The organism is Streptomyces sp. NPDC004752 (genome assembly GCF_053601275.1).
Window position 1 is genome coordinate 1 of the sequence record NZ_JBSGBN010000199.1, and the last position, 12,686, is coordinate 12,686.

Here is a 12,686-nt window from a genome sequence, read left to right on the forward strand (position 1 = left end):
GGAGCCGGAGCCGGAGCCGGAGCCGGAGTCGGGGCGGCAGCGGCGGGCCGGGGGGCGGCCGGGGCCGGGGTCGCGGGCTTCGGGGCGGTGGCCGCCGGAGTGGCGGTGGCGGGCGCGGCCGGGGCGGCGGGCTGGGCCGGGGCAGCCGATACGGGTCCCGCCGCCCGAGTGGACTCGAGCGTGGGGGAGGCCTCCGCGGCCGCAGCACCCGCCTGGGCCGGGGCGGCAGCCGCTCCCGGCTTGTAATCGGCGAAGAAGTCCCACCAGGCGCGGTCTACCGAATTCGGGTCCTGGAGGTACTGCTGATAGATCTCGTCGACGAGCCACTCATTGGCGCCGAACGCGGCGGTGGGATTCTTCCCGGCCTGTTCGTCGGTCGTGGTGACACCGCCCGACCGGAGGCCGGGGGAGCTCGGGTTACTGGGGGACTGTGGCGACACGGCGGCAACCGCCCTCTTCCGCTTCACAAGGTGATGGACAGCGGGAATAAAGGCTACGCCTCCCTGAGCGGGAAGGTCAGTCGGGGCAGGTTCTTCGTCGCGTAAGTCACATCAGAATGTGGGTTTCGGGCCTTGAAATGGCGGGAAACATGGCTGATTCAGCTGTGCGAGGGATGCCCCGCCCCGGGCCTCGGCGCACTCCAGGGGCGCAACCCTGTGCACGTCCACGCGCCCGTCGGCCGGGACGCTCGTGGATCTTGTGGCTCCGCCTCGAACTTTACGTCAACTTGAGAGAGAGGGCTCTCCCGGAAGGGTGATGAGAATCCGGCAGCCCCGCTCGGATTCGGCCACCCCGATCCGGCCGCCGTGGAGATCGACGGCCCAGCGGGCGATCGCCAGCCCGAGCCCCGTACCGCCGTCGCTGCCCGGGCCGTGCGGGCGGCTGACGGCGCCCCGGTTGAACCGCTCGAAGACCTTGTGCCACTCCGACCGCGGCATGCCCGGACCCTCGTCCAGGACCTCCAGCTCCAGCGAGCCGGGCTGCGCCCCGCGCCGCGCCCGCACGGTGACCCGGCCGTGCGGCGGGCTGTGCTTGACCGCGTTGTCGATGAGGTTGGCGACGACCTGGTGGATGCGCTCCGGGTCGGCGAGCGCGGTCAGCTCCGGCGGGGAGACATCGAGATGCAGATGGACGTCGGTACGGGTGTGGCTGCCCGAGCCCGAGGCGATGCCGGGACGCGCCGAGGCGACCATGTTGGCCTCCTTCAGCACGCCCGACAGATACGGCCACACCTCGAAGCGCCGCTTGCGCAGCGGGACGACCCCGTCGTCCAGCCGGGACAGGTCGAGCAGCGTCTCCACCAGCCGGCCCAGCCGCTCCGTCTGCTTGAGCGCCGTGCGCAGGGTCTCGGTGTCCGGCTCGGCGATGCCGTCCACGACGTTCTCCAGCACCGCCCGCAGGCCCGCGATGGGGGTGCGCAGCTCGTGCGAGACATTCGCCACCAGCTCCTTGCGCTGGCGGTCCTGCGCCTCCAGTTCGTCCGCCATGACATTGATCGTCTGGGCCAGGTCGCCCAGCTCGTCCCGGCGGTTCTCGCGCACCCGGCGGGTGTAGTCGCCGTGCGAGATGGAGCGCGCCACCGCGTTCATCTCGTCCAGCGGCGAGGTGAGCGACAGCGCCACGAACTGTGTGATCAGCAGGGTGGCGATCATCGAGAAGACCGTGATGAAGCGCAGCTCCGTCTTCGTGTGCACCGCGATCATCGACAGACCTGTCGTGATCAGCACCGAGATGACGACCAGCGCGCCCAGCTTGGTCTTGATCGAGAACGGGCGTACGCCGCCCCAGGGTTCCCCGGGACTCCTCCGTACGGCCGACCGCCCCTCGCTCATGGCGTCGGTGTCTCCAGCGCGTAGCCCACCCCGTGCACGGTGCGGATCCGCTCGGCGCCGATCTTCCGGCGCAGCGCCTTGATGTGGCTGTCGACGGTCCGGGTGCCGGAGGCGTCCGCCCAGTCCCACACCTCCGCGAGCAACTGCTCGCGGGAGAGCACCGCGCGCGGGGTGTTCGCCAGGCAGACCAGCAGGTCGAACTCGGTCGGCGTGAGATGCACGTCCTCGCTGCGCACCCGCACCCGGCGCTGTGCGTGGTCGATCTCCAGCTCACCGAGGCGCAGGATGCCCGAGCGCGGGGTCGTCGCGGCCAGCGCGGCCCGCTCCACCCGGCGCAGCAGCACATGCACCCGCGCGGCCAGTTCACGCATGGAGAACGGCTTGGTCATGTAGTCGTCGGCCCCGACCCCGAGCCCGACCAGCATGTCGGTCTCGTCGTCCCGCGCGGTGAGCATCAGCACCGGCACGGGGCGCTGGGCCTGCACCCGGCGGCAGACCTCCAGGCCGTCGAAGCCGGGCAGCATGATGTCGAGGATCAGCAGGTCGGGCTGCCAAGCCTCGGCGGTGTCGACGGCGGCCGGACCGTCGCCCGCGGTCTGTACGAGGAAACCCTCGGCGCGCAGGCGGGCCGCGATGGCGTCGACGATCGTCTGGTCGTCCTCGACGACCAGGACCCGGCGCTGCGCACCCGGACTGGGCGCCGAGGTGCCGTTGTGCGAGGTGTGTGTCTGCTCCATCGCCCGCCCCTGAAGTGTGCTTTCCGGAATCCGTGGGGTGATCCCATGATCTGCGATTGACGCTTGAATGATCCGCGTCAGGGAAGCACATTACGGTGAGAGAGCGCGCCGTCGCTATCCAGGTCGTACGGCGAGATGCACGACGTCCGGAACGCCCCGGGCAACGGGGATCTCTTCGGTACGCACCCGTTGGAATCCGGCATTCCGCAAGGTTCCTTCGAAATCCGGAGAAGGCTGCGCCGACCACACGGCGAGCACCCCGCCCGGTCTCAACACCCGTGCGCAGTCCGCGAGTCCGGCCGGTGTGTACAGGCCGCCGTTCTCCTCGGTGACCGTCCAGCCGGGTCCGTTGTCGATGTCCAGGCACAGCGCGTCGAACGTGGTGGACGTCTCATGGACGTACGCCACCAGGTCCGTCTCCACGACGGCGGTGCGCGGGTCGGCCAGGGCCGCGGCGGACACCTCGGCGAGCGGTCCCGTGCGGTGCCAGCCGATGACCGCGGGTTCCCGTTCGACGACCGTGATCCGACCCCAGCGGGGGTTCGCGGCGGCATGTGCGAGCGAGAACCCGACCCCCAGGCCGCCGATCAGCACCTCCGGCGCCGGGCGGTCGTCCAGGGCGCCGAGCGCGGCGTCCACCAGCAGCCGTTCCGAGCGTCCGTCGGAGGTGTCCATCAGGAAGCAGCCGTTGGCGATGATCTGCAGCAGGGCGCCCTGCCGGCGCAGCACCACCTCGCCGTACGGGCCCTCGCGGCGGTCCAGGACTTCGGGAATGTCGTACGCGGCGGTCATGGCCCCATCCTGCCCGACGCGCAGAGCCCGGCCCGGGGCCCCGCTCCAGCCCCGGTCCCGGTCGCCGAAGCGACGGCGCACCTCACCCGAACGAGCGGCGCGCCGTGGCCGCGGTCCCCGGACGGCGCAGCCGGTTCCTCAGAAGATCCTGTGAATCCGGTCCCGCGTGGCGTCGGTCATAGACAGCGGCCCCTGTGACGCGAAGGGTTGGGGCCGAGCGGAAGGAGCGCCTCACGGTGGAACGGACCGCGGCGGCCTCGACGACGGCCCCACCCACGCCCCTTCCGGACGTCCCCGAACCGCCCGGGACCCGGACGGCCGGCCTGCTGGACGGCATGCCACGCCAGCGGGGCCCGGCGGCACCGGCCGTCGTACCGGCCCCCGCGCGGGCGCTGCCCGCCCCGCGCCCCTGGCTGCTGCTGCCCACCCCCGCCGGTACGCCGTTCACCTTCGCCTACGCGGCCCTGCTCGCCGTGACCTCGCTGGTCGCCTCCTTCGCCGACCCGTCCCTCGTGCACGCCCTCCAGCGGGCATCCAGCACGGACGCGGCCCACCTGGCCGGCGCTCCCGGGAAGGTGCTGGTGGCGAGCGCGCTGTGGATCGCGGGCGGGGTCGTCTCGCCGTTTGCGCTCGGTTTCCTGCTGGTCCTCACCGCCCTGGAGCGGCGCGTCGGCGCCCTGCGCGCGGCCGGCGTCTTCCTGCTCGGGCATGTCCTGGCCACGCTGGCGACCGAGGTGCCCGTGGGAATCGCGGTGCTCGCGGGGCACCTGCCCCTCACCTCGCTGCACCGCCTCGACTACGGCATCAGCTTCGGCGTGGCCGCCGTCACCGGCGCGCTGGCCGGACTGGTCGCCCCCTGGCTGCGCTGGACCCTGCTGGCCCTGTTCGGCGGGATGGCCGTCGGGGACCTGATCGAGTTCGCGGACCCGATGACCGACTGGGGCCATCTCATCGCGCTGACCATCGGCATCGCGACCTGGCCCCTGGTCCGCCACTGGGACCGCTCGTGCGCTGCGCCGGCTTGAGGCCGTGGCGCTGCGCTGGTCTGGGGTCGTTGAACGCTGCGGGTCCGTTGTGGCTGTTCGCGCAGTTCCCCGCGCCCCTGTCGGGGCGTGTTCGTTGTGGCGGGTCGGGCTCGCGTGGCGGAGCCGAAGTGGCCGTCGCCGAGGACGGCCCTGGTCGGCGCGCAGCGCCCCGGCGGCCGGCCCGTCCCTGAGCGCCGCGGCAGGCTCGCGCGCGAGGCGGCGGACGGCGCCTTCCAGGTCCAGTGCCGCCCCCCAGGTCATGCCGTCTCGTCTCATGCCGTCGACGGGGGGACGTAGTCATGCCAGGCCAGGCGGCCAGCGGCCCTCTTGCGGGACCGCGAAAGCATAAGCGGGAGCGGCTCAGACCGTGTTGGCCACGGTCGGTGCTGACTGCTACGGCTCCGCCGCGTGGGCGTGCCCCGATAGGGGCGCGGGGAACTGCGCGAACAGCCACAGCGGACCCGCAGCGTCCCACGGCTTCAAGTCAGGGCAGCGCACCCGCCGCTTCGGCTCCGCCGCGTGGGTTGCGACCCGCCGCAGTGAACGTGCCCCGATGGGGGCGCGGGGAACTGCGCGAACAGCCACAACGGACCCGCAGCGTCCCACAGCCCCAAGCCAGCGCAGCGCCACGGCCAGCGCAGCGCCACGGCCAGCGCTGTCCAGTGCCGCAGGAGTCTGCATGGGGCAGTGGCCGTGGCCAGCGCGATGAAGGTTTTGTCTGCGTGGTCGGCGCAAGGGTGTGCAGATCGATCTTGCGTTTTCGGAGGGCGGGGACGTTCGATCGCTCGTCCCTGCCTTGCGGCGGTCCACTTGTCGGTGGCAGTCAATAGTGTGAGGCAACGGGGGCTGGACGGCCGGGAGAGGGGGGACCGTATGCTGCGCTCACTGGGGGAGGGGCAACCAGAGGGGGGCGCCCATGGCGCAGGCTGTGAGGGGCGGCATAACAGAGCCTGTCGATCGACGCACGTTTACCACCTGCATGGAGCAGCTCCAGGAGGGCTACATGCAGAGCGTTGCGGCGACCGCGGGCTGTCTTTTCATCAAACAGGGCCGAGACATGTTCGGCGCTGACGCCATGCTGGTGCGCACGTCCTCCGACCCTCTGGGGGAGGAGACGAGCTTCTACGTCCAGATGAAGAGCACGACCCAGATAGCCGTCGACGGCAATGTGGAGTCGTTTCGTTACCGCTTCGAGAAGCGGGAATACATGGAGCGTCTCGTACGCCCTCGCATGGGCATGAAGTCCCTCTTGGTCGTCATGGCGATACCCAAGGGGCAGGCAGAGTGGAAACGCACAGCCCACACGCACTTGGAGGTCATGCAAGCCTGCTACTGGATGAGCCTTGAGGGGATGACAGTCCCTCCGGCCGAGAAGCCGTCAGTTCGCGTTCCTACTTCCAACCTCTTCAACGCCGGGGCACTGACCGCCATCATGGAAAAGATCGAGAGGGGTGAGTCGCTCCATGCCTGACTTGGTGTCGACCGAACTCGATCTGTGGCGCGTCGATCCGACGCGGCTCACCACTCTCATGACTGAAGCAGGCTGGACACTCGTCGGCCGGCGCAGCGGCATCTACAATCGCCTCGCTCCTCCTGGCGAGCCCGACGCCCGAGCCGGATCGTTTGTCGTACCACTGGACCGTGAAGCGCCGGAGTACATCGAGGTTCTGCAAAGCCTGCTTCAGCAGGTCACTTCTCCCAACTATCGAAGTCTGTGGGCCCGGTCGATCGCCCCACGGCTCTTCACCGACCCTACGGACGAGTTCCGCTTCCGCAGGGAGGCGGCCTTCCCTAGTGGCCTGATTTCCTGGCGGGAGGGCGAGCGGCTCATCTCGTCCGCTCGCCGCACTCTGGTCGCAGGCGCCAAGTCGTACATCGATCAGACGCGACACTTCGGCAACCGGCACGGCCAGTTCGCCAACCGCTACCTCGACTCCGTGCTTATGGGGCAGACAGAGCCGGGCAGCTACATCGTCAAGGCGTTCGCTCCATCGGCAACGACCGTACCGCTACGCAAACTTTCTGCCGCCTCACCGTCCCTGGAGTTGGGTGCGGCAGTGGGACCGTACGGTCGAGACGTAAGCCATGCCGTAGTGAGGGCCCTATCCGCGACCGCCGAGGCCATCGACCACTACCGCTCCAGCGGATCGCTCACAGGTTTTGACGCTGGCGTGCGAGAGGGGGTGTCATACGAGATGGCAACCGCGATTCTCGGCATCGCCGAGCACTCGGATGGTTCGGACATCACCATTGAATGGGACACTTCTGTGCCGGGAGGATTCGAGGAACCTGTATCGCGATACGAATTCTCTGGTGGCGATGCCCCCATCCTTGAGAAGGCTGCACATCGACTGGCCACGGCCGAGGACTCTGGCTTTGTGACCGTGACCGGACGAGTTCACCTACTGGCCCGCAAGGAAGCCGATGGTCCAGGCGTCTTCGGCGTCGAGAACGTCATGGGAGGGCAACCCCGAAAGGTGCGCGTACGGCTGGCAGAAGAGGATCAGTACCACGAGGCTATTCACGCCTACGAGGAGAACATCGCCCTACAAGTCTACGGCCGACTAGAGCGTGAAGGTAATCTGCACTGGCTCTACGACGCCAGTGTTGTACGCACGGTTGGTCACTTGGATGCCTTGCTGCACGTTGAGGCGGCTATGGAACAACCGCAAATCACCCAGGGACAGATGAGCATCGACGACGCGGATTGAGGAGCGACCTGTTCATGAGGCTGGCCGCCCGGCCTGGAAGCTCGTGGAAGCTGAGCCGGGTGTGGGAAGTTGCTGTTCTTGCCGTGGATCTCCAACCCAGGCCGAGTCTGAGGGCTTCCCGAATCCGCAAGTGACACAGGGCCTATGCTGTCCTCGTGCGTGCTTCTCTCGTAGGTGCCAGTGGAGTGAACCTAGACGTCTTGGCGAGCCTCCTTGCAGACATGGATGTTCGCGACGTTTGGGTGATTAAGAACGTAGTTGGCGATGGGGTGATTTTTGATCCTGTGCCCGACGTTGTCATCGCAGCTCTAGACGCGGCGGATGCGAGTGGCTCGGCGAGCCCTCAAGAGGGCTTTAACAATTTCGACGTGATTTTGCGTATGGGTCAAGCGGTTGCGCGCGGGATTCCCAGTCTCCTCATTGTGCCGCCACCTTTGAAGCCGCCTACCTGGATCAAAGGTCTTTCGGTTGCGCTTTGCTCTCCAGAGAACCGTGCTTCGCTTACGGACCACATCTGGGCATTGACCGCAAGCGTGCCCGAGGGGCAGGCGTCGAGATTTCCGAAAGAAAATTACACTCCGATCGACGCGGAGATGTACCTTTCCAGGCTTCAGGCGCTGGAGCAGGCATACCGAGAACCTTTGCCTCTCAGTCCTGGTGTGCCGGGTAGCCAGTACCTGCGAGTCTATGCGCAATTCGAGAGTTTGATTTCAGAGTTGCTGGTTTCGGCCGGTGCGGCATTGGCGGAACCCCCGGAGGGGGCGCACCCGAACGACTACGCCGACTTCGCTTTCGTTCCGTCGAGCGGTTCATCTGTTGTCGTGCTTGCAGAGTGCAAGTTGGTGTCTCGAAAAAGGCGGCTATCAGAGGACGAAGCTGCCCTGCATCAAAAAGTTACGGCAACCCACTCGCAGCTCGGACTTCTTATCTATCACCCCGTTGACGGGGTGGATCCCTTCCCAGCTCGGCGTTCGACGGCTCTCGTTGAGAGGATTTCGGCAACAGAGCTGATTAGGCGGCTCGGAGAGAGATCGCTTCAAGGGGTAATCTCTGACGCCGTTGCGCAAGCGGCGGCGAGGTAGTGAGATGGCAGTCTACTCGAAAGAGGAGATCTCTCGGCTTGCAGCTGTGGGCAAAGATAAATCGCTCACCACGAAAGAGCGCGGAGACGCCCTGGAGTCCTTGTTTCGCTACTTGCTTGAAGAGATTCCCGGTGTGCTCACCCGAAGCAATGGGATTGATCCCTTTCGAGGATCTGAGATTGACATATCTGTTGCGAACGCCCAAACGGCTATGTGGATGAAAGTGGTCCCATCTCTTTTCCTGGTTGAGTGCAAGAACTGGGATAATCCGGTGGACGCCAAGGCGGTTGGGGCTTTCATTCTGAAGTTGCGTGAAAAGGGTGTAAGTATGGGGATCATGGTTGCCGCAAACGGGATTACTGGCGATCAGAATGAACTGACTGCTGCATACATGAAGATCAACATGGCGCAGCAGGAGGGGCAGCGTGTAATTGTTGTGACTCTCGATGACATTGTGGCTCTGAAGAATGTTGAGCAGTTTTCAAAGCTGCTCTGTGAGCGCATCTTGGAGTGTGTAGCCGCAGGGCGTTTTTAGATTAGCTGCCATTTTCAAGGAAATCTTGTCGCTCTCGCGTGGTAGTGACCTTCATCTGTTCGTCGACACGTGCACTGTGCCAGATCACGCCTTCGAACTTCTCGTAGGCGGGGGTCCATGCGCGGATGAGGACGGATTTGACATGGTTGTGGAATAACAGATTCCGTCCCGCGTTGCGGCGGGTGCGGTTGAACCACAGGGCACTTTTGTCGTGGCGTTGTTCGCGGCCTCGGTGGCGGTCGGGGAGCCGGCCGTGTGTGCGGCCCGGCTTGTAGGTCACGAGGGGGTTGGAGGGCGGCCGCCAGGCGTCCGTGTCCGCCCAGTGGGCGATGGCGTCGCTGTGCTTGTGGTCGTCCTTGTAGGGGTAGTCGATGCGTCGGTTGATCTCCCGGTAGAAGCGCTCGCGCTCGGCGGTTGTGCCGCTCGCGAGACGGCGCCAGTAAGGCGAGGCAAGGAGGGCGGCGACGCTGACGGCTTCGGGATAGACGGCGGCGAACAGCCGGGAGGTGCTGTACGATTTTTTGGCCGTCTCGGGCGGGATGAGGAAATGAGCGCGTTCAGCCCATGTGTGCTCGACGCGGCAGGGGTTTGTCATGGGTTCGCCGTCGGTCCAGATGTGCCCGCAGAAGGTGAAGGCGGTCAGCAGCGCGTCGTAGGTGGCGGCCCAGCCGTGCCGGTGCAGGATGCGCAGGTGCCTGCGCTGGGCGTCGGCAATTTCCGGCAGGTCGGCAAGGTTGACGGAGGGCTGGTCGGCGTCGGGCGGGCCGATCCAGACGTCGTGGCGGGTGCAGACGTAGCGGTGGTGCGGCAGGAGTCTGGTCACCTTGCCGCCGATGTGTTTGGTGTCGCAGTGGTGGCAGCCGGGCTGCGGCTGGTGGCGGAACATGGTCCAGTCGGGCTGCGGGTCGCGCAGTTCGGGCAGGGCTCCGGCGAGGGCGTGGACGCTCCGGCCGGTGAGGGCGGCGAGCCGTTCGGGGACGACGACACGGCGCATGCCTCCAGAGGCTTCGCGTTCGGTGACACGCAACCAGACGGCGTTGATGTCGAGGCCGTGGAGGGTGGCCAGCCGGCTGATGTAGGAGGCGGCGATCTCGTGCTGCGCGGGCGGGATGGGGTCGGGCAGACGGGCGAGCATCACGCGACGCGCCTCCGGCGCGTTCGGGGCCGTTCGGGAGCGGTGAGGGCCTCGGAGCGTTCGGCGGCGAAGTCGACCGGGACCCCCTCCAGGAGGTCCTCGGTGATGCCCTCGCTGCCGTCCTCGATGGCGAGCACGGCGGCGCCTCGGACGAGCTGTGACAAGCTGCCGATCATGCCGCCCGAGCGGTGGTAGAGGTACTCGCTCAGGCCGGTCAGCGTTCCGGGCTGGTGGTGGTGCAGCCGGAGCATGGCCTCCAGGGTGCCGACCAGGGACTGCCAGGCCTCCCGGTCCGCTCCCGGGGCGTAGGAAAACGGGGCGGCGGGGATGACGGCGAACCGCCCGGCGATCTGGCGGCCGCGGGTGCCGGCGAACAGGCCCTGGTCCTCGACGTCGATGCCCGCGTAGGCGAAAGTGGCGGGCAGTCGTTCGGCGAAGTACTTCAGCTGGTCGGAGGCTTCGGCGCCGGTGCGGGTGGCGAGGTTCAGGTTGTGGAGCTCGTCGACTTTACCGACCGCGGGAGCTCGGATACCGGCTCTGAACTGCGATGATGCATAGCTTACATGTCTTCGACGGTGGATCAGCGCCGATGCTGTCGCTCGTTGGTGTGGTTCGTCGGGGCGGGTTGGATGATGCGGCTGCCGAATGTCGGTTGGTGCTGGCGTCAGCGGTCTGCTGAGCGTTCAGAGTCTGCCGGGATTGACGGCTTGCTTGCGTCGAGGCTGTCGGCTGTGATGCGGCGCGGGATCAGCAGTGCGACGGCCGCCGCGATGGCGACGGACAGGGCAGCCAGGTCCGCAGTGATGCCGATACCCGCCTGTTGTCCGAGGGCTGCGCCGCCGAGCATGCCTGCCAGAGTGGCTGCTGCCTGGAGCACGCCGTAGGCGGAACTGACTCGGCCGAGAAGGGCGTTGGGGGTGCGGCGGGCGAGGTAGGTGTCGACGGTGACCAGGAAGCAAACACCCGGCGGCCCGATGAGGATGAACAAAATGAGGGCCCAGGCGGCGTCGTGAGTGTTAAAGGTGACGGCGAACACCGCGCTCAGGCTGGCCAGGCTGCTGATCACGACAGTGCGGTCGGAGAGACGTGAGGCGACGGCCCGGCTGAGCGGGGCTCCGGTCAGGTAGCCGACGCCCAGCGCGGCGAACAGCAGGCCCAGCGTGCCGGCTCCAGCGTGCAGGACGGCGCCGGTGTAGGGCACGAGCAGAGCAGTCAGGGCTGCGTTGCCCAGGAAGAATACCGAGGCTGTGGCGAGCACGGCGGGGAGTCCCGGAGCCGTGCGGAGGTGAGTTGCGCCGGCTCGCAGGTCGCTCGCGAACCGCCGTAGCACGGTGCCCTTGCGGCGTTGTTGAGAGGCCGGTTCGGGGCGGTGGCGGATCGCGATGATCAGGATGGCGGAGGCGAGGTAGCTGGCGGCGTCGAGAGCCACGACCGGAACGAAGCCGGCCACTGCGTAAAGGGCGCCTCCGAGCGGGCCGCCGACCAGTCGGACGGTGCCGGAGACCAGTGCCGCCAGTGAGTTCGCCGCAGCTAGTTGCGGACCGCGCCCGACCAGCGCCGGGATCAGGGCTTGCCGGGCGGGTCCGAAGAACTGGCCGAGACTTGCCTCGCCGATCAGCGCGACATAGATGAGCCAGACCTGGTCTGGGTGGTGGACGAGGAGCATGAGCGCGACGGTCGCGGCCCGTAACAGGTCGATGGCGAGCATCGTGCGGCGCCGGTCCCATCGGTCGGCGAACACTCCTGCCGCCGGTCCGAGAAGGAGTGCGGGCAGGGTCTCGGCCGCCAGTGCCAGCCCAGTGGCCAGCGTTGATCCCGTCAGGCGGAGCACGAAATATGGTGCGGCGACCAGCAGTAACCAGTCTCCAAGGCTGGACAGGAGCTCTGCGCTTGCCACCAGGCGGTAGTCGCGCACTCGCAGGACATCGAACATGGCAGTCCCCTCGTCCGTGTGCTCCGGCATCGGTCGCTGCTGCGAACGAGTGGGCTCGGTCTCGGCAGCCGCCCCTGTTAGCACTCTCCATGCGAGAGTGCTAACAGGTGAGTATCAGCCCTCATCGCGGTCACGCAAGAGATCGCCGTTCTTGGGTGTGCCTGTGTGGCGGGAAAGCCCCGTCTGTGGCTGGCTTCACGGGGTTGTGGCCTGCGGATCGGCGATCTGGGTTTCGAGGTCGGCGATGCGCCGGTCCTGGAAGCGGATGTTGGACCGGGCGGCCTTGAGTCGCTCGTCGAGGGTGCGGTTGTCGGCCGTCAGTTGGCGGACCCGCTGCTTGAGGGTGGTGTTCTCGGCGGTGATCCGATGGATGGCCTCCTCGGTCCACTCGGCTTCCAAGTCGCGGATCTGGCCCAGGAGTTCGCCTATGCGGGTGCGCTGGGTGAGGATCTCGGTGCGGGCGGCCTTGAGGGCGTCCTCGGCGTTCAGTGCACGTTCGCGCCAGGTCGCTTCGCGTTCGTCGTCCTGCTGGGCGAGCATCCGGGACCGGTGTTCGCCGGCCTCGGCCATCGCGGAGGCGACGGCGGCTCTGGCCTCGGGGTTGTCATAGAGGAAGGTGCGGGAGACGTCCGCGCGGCGGGCGACGGCGGCGACGCTGACCTGGGCTTTCTCGCGTCGGATTCGGGCGATGGACTCGTGGACCCGCTGGAGGGCGGTTTCGGTTCTGCGGCGGCGGGCCGCCAGGGCCGCGGCGGTGCGGGGCTCGGGGACGGTGTTCATGCGACGTCCTGTTCGGGGTCGGTGTCCTCGGGGCTTGACCCGGGATCGTGGACACCGGTTGTTATGCGGCAGTGGTCAGAGTAACTGATCGTTGTTCGAAGGCGTTCGGGCTCATCTGGCCGAT

At 67.3% G+C, this 12,686-nt stretch carries 13 protein-coding genes; 5 read left to right on the top strand and 8 right to left on the bottom strand.

The window, feature by feature from the left end; translation table 11 throughout:
- From ACWEKM_RS43565 to ACWEKM_RS43580, 4 genes are all read right to left on the bottom strand, one after another.
- The coding region (locus ACWEKM_RS43565) for a 2-oxoglutarate dehydrogenase E1 subunit family protein (RefSeq protein ID WP_451626849.1) at nt 1–440 on the bottom strand (440 nt) is incomplete at its 3' end.
- A 282-nt stretch (nt 441–722) separates the two neighbouring features.
- Nucleotides 723–1,832: a HAMP domain-containing sensor histidine kinase gene (locus ACWEKM_RS43570; protein ID WP_451626850.1), complete on the bottom strand. Its 1,110-nt coding sequence runs from the start codon at nt 1,830–1,832 to the stop codon at nt 723–725.
- A complete protein-coding gene (locus tag ACWEKM_RS43575; RefSeq protein ID WP_451626851.1) occupies nt 1,829–2,569 on the bottom strand; it encodes a response regulator transcription factor in 741 nt (246 codons plus the stop codon). Before ACWEKM_RS43575 ends, ACWEKM_RS43570 begins: the two co-directional genes overlap by 4 nt.
- Before the next feature lie 114 nt (nt 2,570–2,683).
- Nucleotides 2,684–3,361: a spermidine synthase gene (locus ACWEKM_RS43580; RefSeq protein ID WP_451626852.1), complete on the bottom strand. Its 678-nt coding sequence runs from the start codon at nt 3,359–3,361 to the stop codon at nt 2,684–2,686.
- A 236-nt stretch (nt 3,362–3,597) separates the two neighbouring features.
- On the opposite strand from ACWEKM_RS43580, the gene ACWEKM_RS43585 reads away from it, so the two are divergent.
- From ACWEKM_RS43585 to ACWEKM_RS43605, 5 genes are all read left to right on the top strand, one after another.
- The gene (locus tag ACWEKM_RS43585) at nt 3,598–4,386 is read left to right on the top strand and encodes a rhomboid-like protein (protein ID WP_451626853.1); all 789 of its coding nucleotides are present in this window, start codon (nt 3,598–3,600) and stop codon (nt 4,384–4,386) included.
- A 916-nt stretch (nt 4,387–5,302) separates the two neighbouring features.
- On the top strand, nt 5,303–5,857 hold the full coding sequence (locus tag ACWEKM_RS43590) for a DUF4365 domain-containing protein (protein ID WP_451626854.1): 555 nt from the start codon (nt 5,303–5,305) through the stop codon (nt 5,855–5,857).
- On the top strand, nt 5,850–7,097 hold the full coding sequence (locus tag ACWEKM_RS43595; RefSeq protein ID WP_451626855.1) for a hypothetical protein: 1,248 nt from the start codon (nt 5,850–5,852) through the stop codon (nt 7,095–7,097). The genes ACWEKM_RS43590 and ACWEKM_RS43595 overlap by 8 nt, the downstream gene beginning before the upstream one ends.
- Before the next feature lie 221 nt (nt 7,098–7,318).
- Complete coding sequence (locus tag ACWEKM_RS43600; protein ID WP_451626856.1) at nt 7,319–8,179, top strand: hypothetical protein; 861 nt, start codon at nt 7,319–7,321, stop codon at nt 8,177–8,179.
- Nucleotides 8,180–8,183: 4 nt separating this feature from the next.
- Nucleotides 8,184–8,714 carry a restriction endonuclease gene (locus ACWEKM_RS43605; RefSeq protein WP_451626857.1) on the top strand — a complete coding sequence of 177 codons (531 nt, stop codon included), beginning with the start codon at nt 8,184–8,186 and terminating at the stop codon, nt 8,712–8,714.
- Nucleotide 8,715: 1 nt separating this feature from the next.
- Here ACWEKM_RS43605 and ACWEKM_RS43610 read toward each other — a convergent pair whose 3' ends face one another.
- The 4 genes from ACWEKM_RS43610 to ACWEKM_RS43625 all read right to left on the bottom strand — a co-directional run bounded on the left by ACWEKM_RS43610 (nt 8,716) and on the right by ACWEKM_RS43625 (nt 12,562).
- The gene (locus ACWEKM_RS43610; protein ID WP_451626858.1) at nt 8,716–9,852 is read right to left on the bottom strand and encodes a hypothetical protein; all 1,137 of its coding nucleotides are present in this window, start codon (nt 9,850–9,852) and stop codon (nt 8,716–8,718) included.
- Nucleotides 9,849–10,100, bottom strand: a complete 252-nt coding sequence (locus ACWEKM_RS43615; protein ID WP_451626859.1) for a hypothetical protein — start codon at nt 10,098–10,100, stop codon at nt 9,849–9,851. The genes ACWEKM_RS43610 and ACWEKM_RS43615 overlap by 4 nt, the downstream gene beginning before the upstream one ends.
- A gap of 413 nt (nt 10,101–10,513) precedes the next feature.
- Nucleotides 10,514–11,812, bottom strand: coding sequence for an MFS transporter (locus ACWEKM_RS43620; protein WP_451626860.1), 1,299 nt, complete (start codon nt 11,810–11,812; stop codon nt 10,514–10,516).
- Nucleotides 11,813–11,977: 165 nt separating this feature from the next.
- Nucleotides 11,978–12,562 carry a DUF6262 family protein gene (locus ACWEKM_RS43625; RefSeq protein WP_451626861.1) on the bottom strand — a complete coding sequence of 195 codons (585 nt, stop codon included), beginning with the start codon at nt 12,560–12,562 and terminating at the stop codon, nt 11,978–11,980.
- Nucleotides 12,563–12,686: the final 124 nt, after the last annotated feature.

Bases quoted from the DNA above. Each gene is read 5' to 3' on its own strand.
- ACWEKM_RS43570 (WP_451626850.1), bottom strand. From the start codon at position 1,832: ATGAGCGAGGGGCGGTCGGCCGTACGGAGGAGTCCCGGGGAACCCTGG.
- ACWEKM_RS43575 (WP_451626851.1), bottom strand. From the start codon at position 2,569: ATGGAGCAGACACACACCTCGCACAACGGCACCTCGGCGCCCAGTCCG.
- ACWEKM_RS43580 (WP_451626852.1), bottom strand. From the start codon at position 3,361: ATGACCGCCGCGTACGACATTCCCGAAGTCCTGGACCGCCGCGAGGGC.
- ACWEKM_RS43590 (WP_451626854.1), top strand. From the start codon at position 5,303: ATGGCGCAGGCTGTGAGGGGCGGCATAACAGAGCCTGTCGATCGACGC.
- ACWEKM_RS43595 (WP_451626855.1), top strand. From the start codon at position 5,850: ATGCCTGACTTGGTGTCGACCGAACTCGATCTGTGGCGCGTCGATCCG.
- ACWEKM_RS43600 (WP_451626856.1), top strand. From the start codon at position 7,319: ATGGATGTTCGCGACGTTTGGGTGATTAAGAACGTAGTTGGCGATGGG.
- ACWEKM_RS43605 (WP_451626857.1), top strand. From the start codon at position 8,184: ATGGCAGTCTACTCGAAAGAGGAGATCTCTCGGCTTGCAGCTGTGGGC.
- ACWEKM_RS43615 (WP_451626859.1), bottom strand. From the start codon at position 10,100: ATGCTCCGGCTGCACCACCACCAGCCCGGAACGCTGACCGGCCTGAGC.
- ACWEKM_RS43620 (WP_451626860.1), bottom strand. From the start codon at position 11,812: ATGCCGGAGCACACGGACGAGGGGACTGCCATGTTCGATGTCCTGCGA.
- ACWEKM_RS43625 (WP_451626861.1), bottom strand. From the start codon at position 12,562: ATGAACACCGTCCCCGAGCCCCGCACCGCCGCGGCCCTGGCGGCCCGC.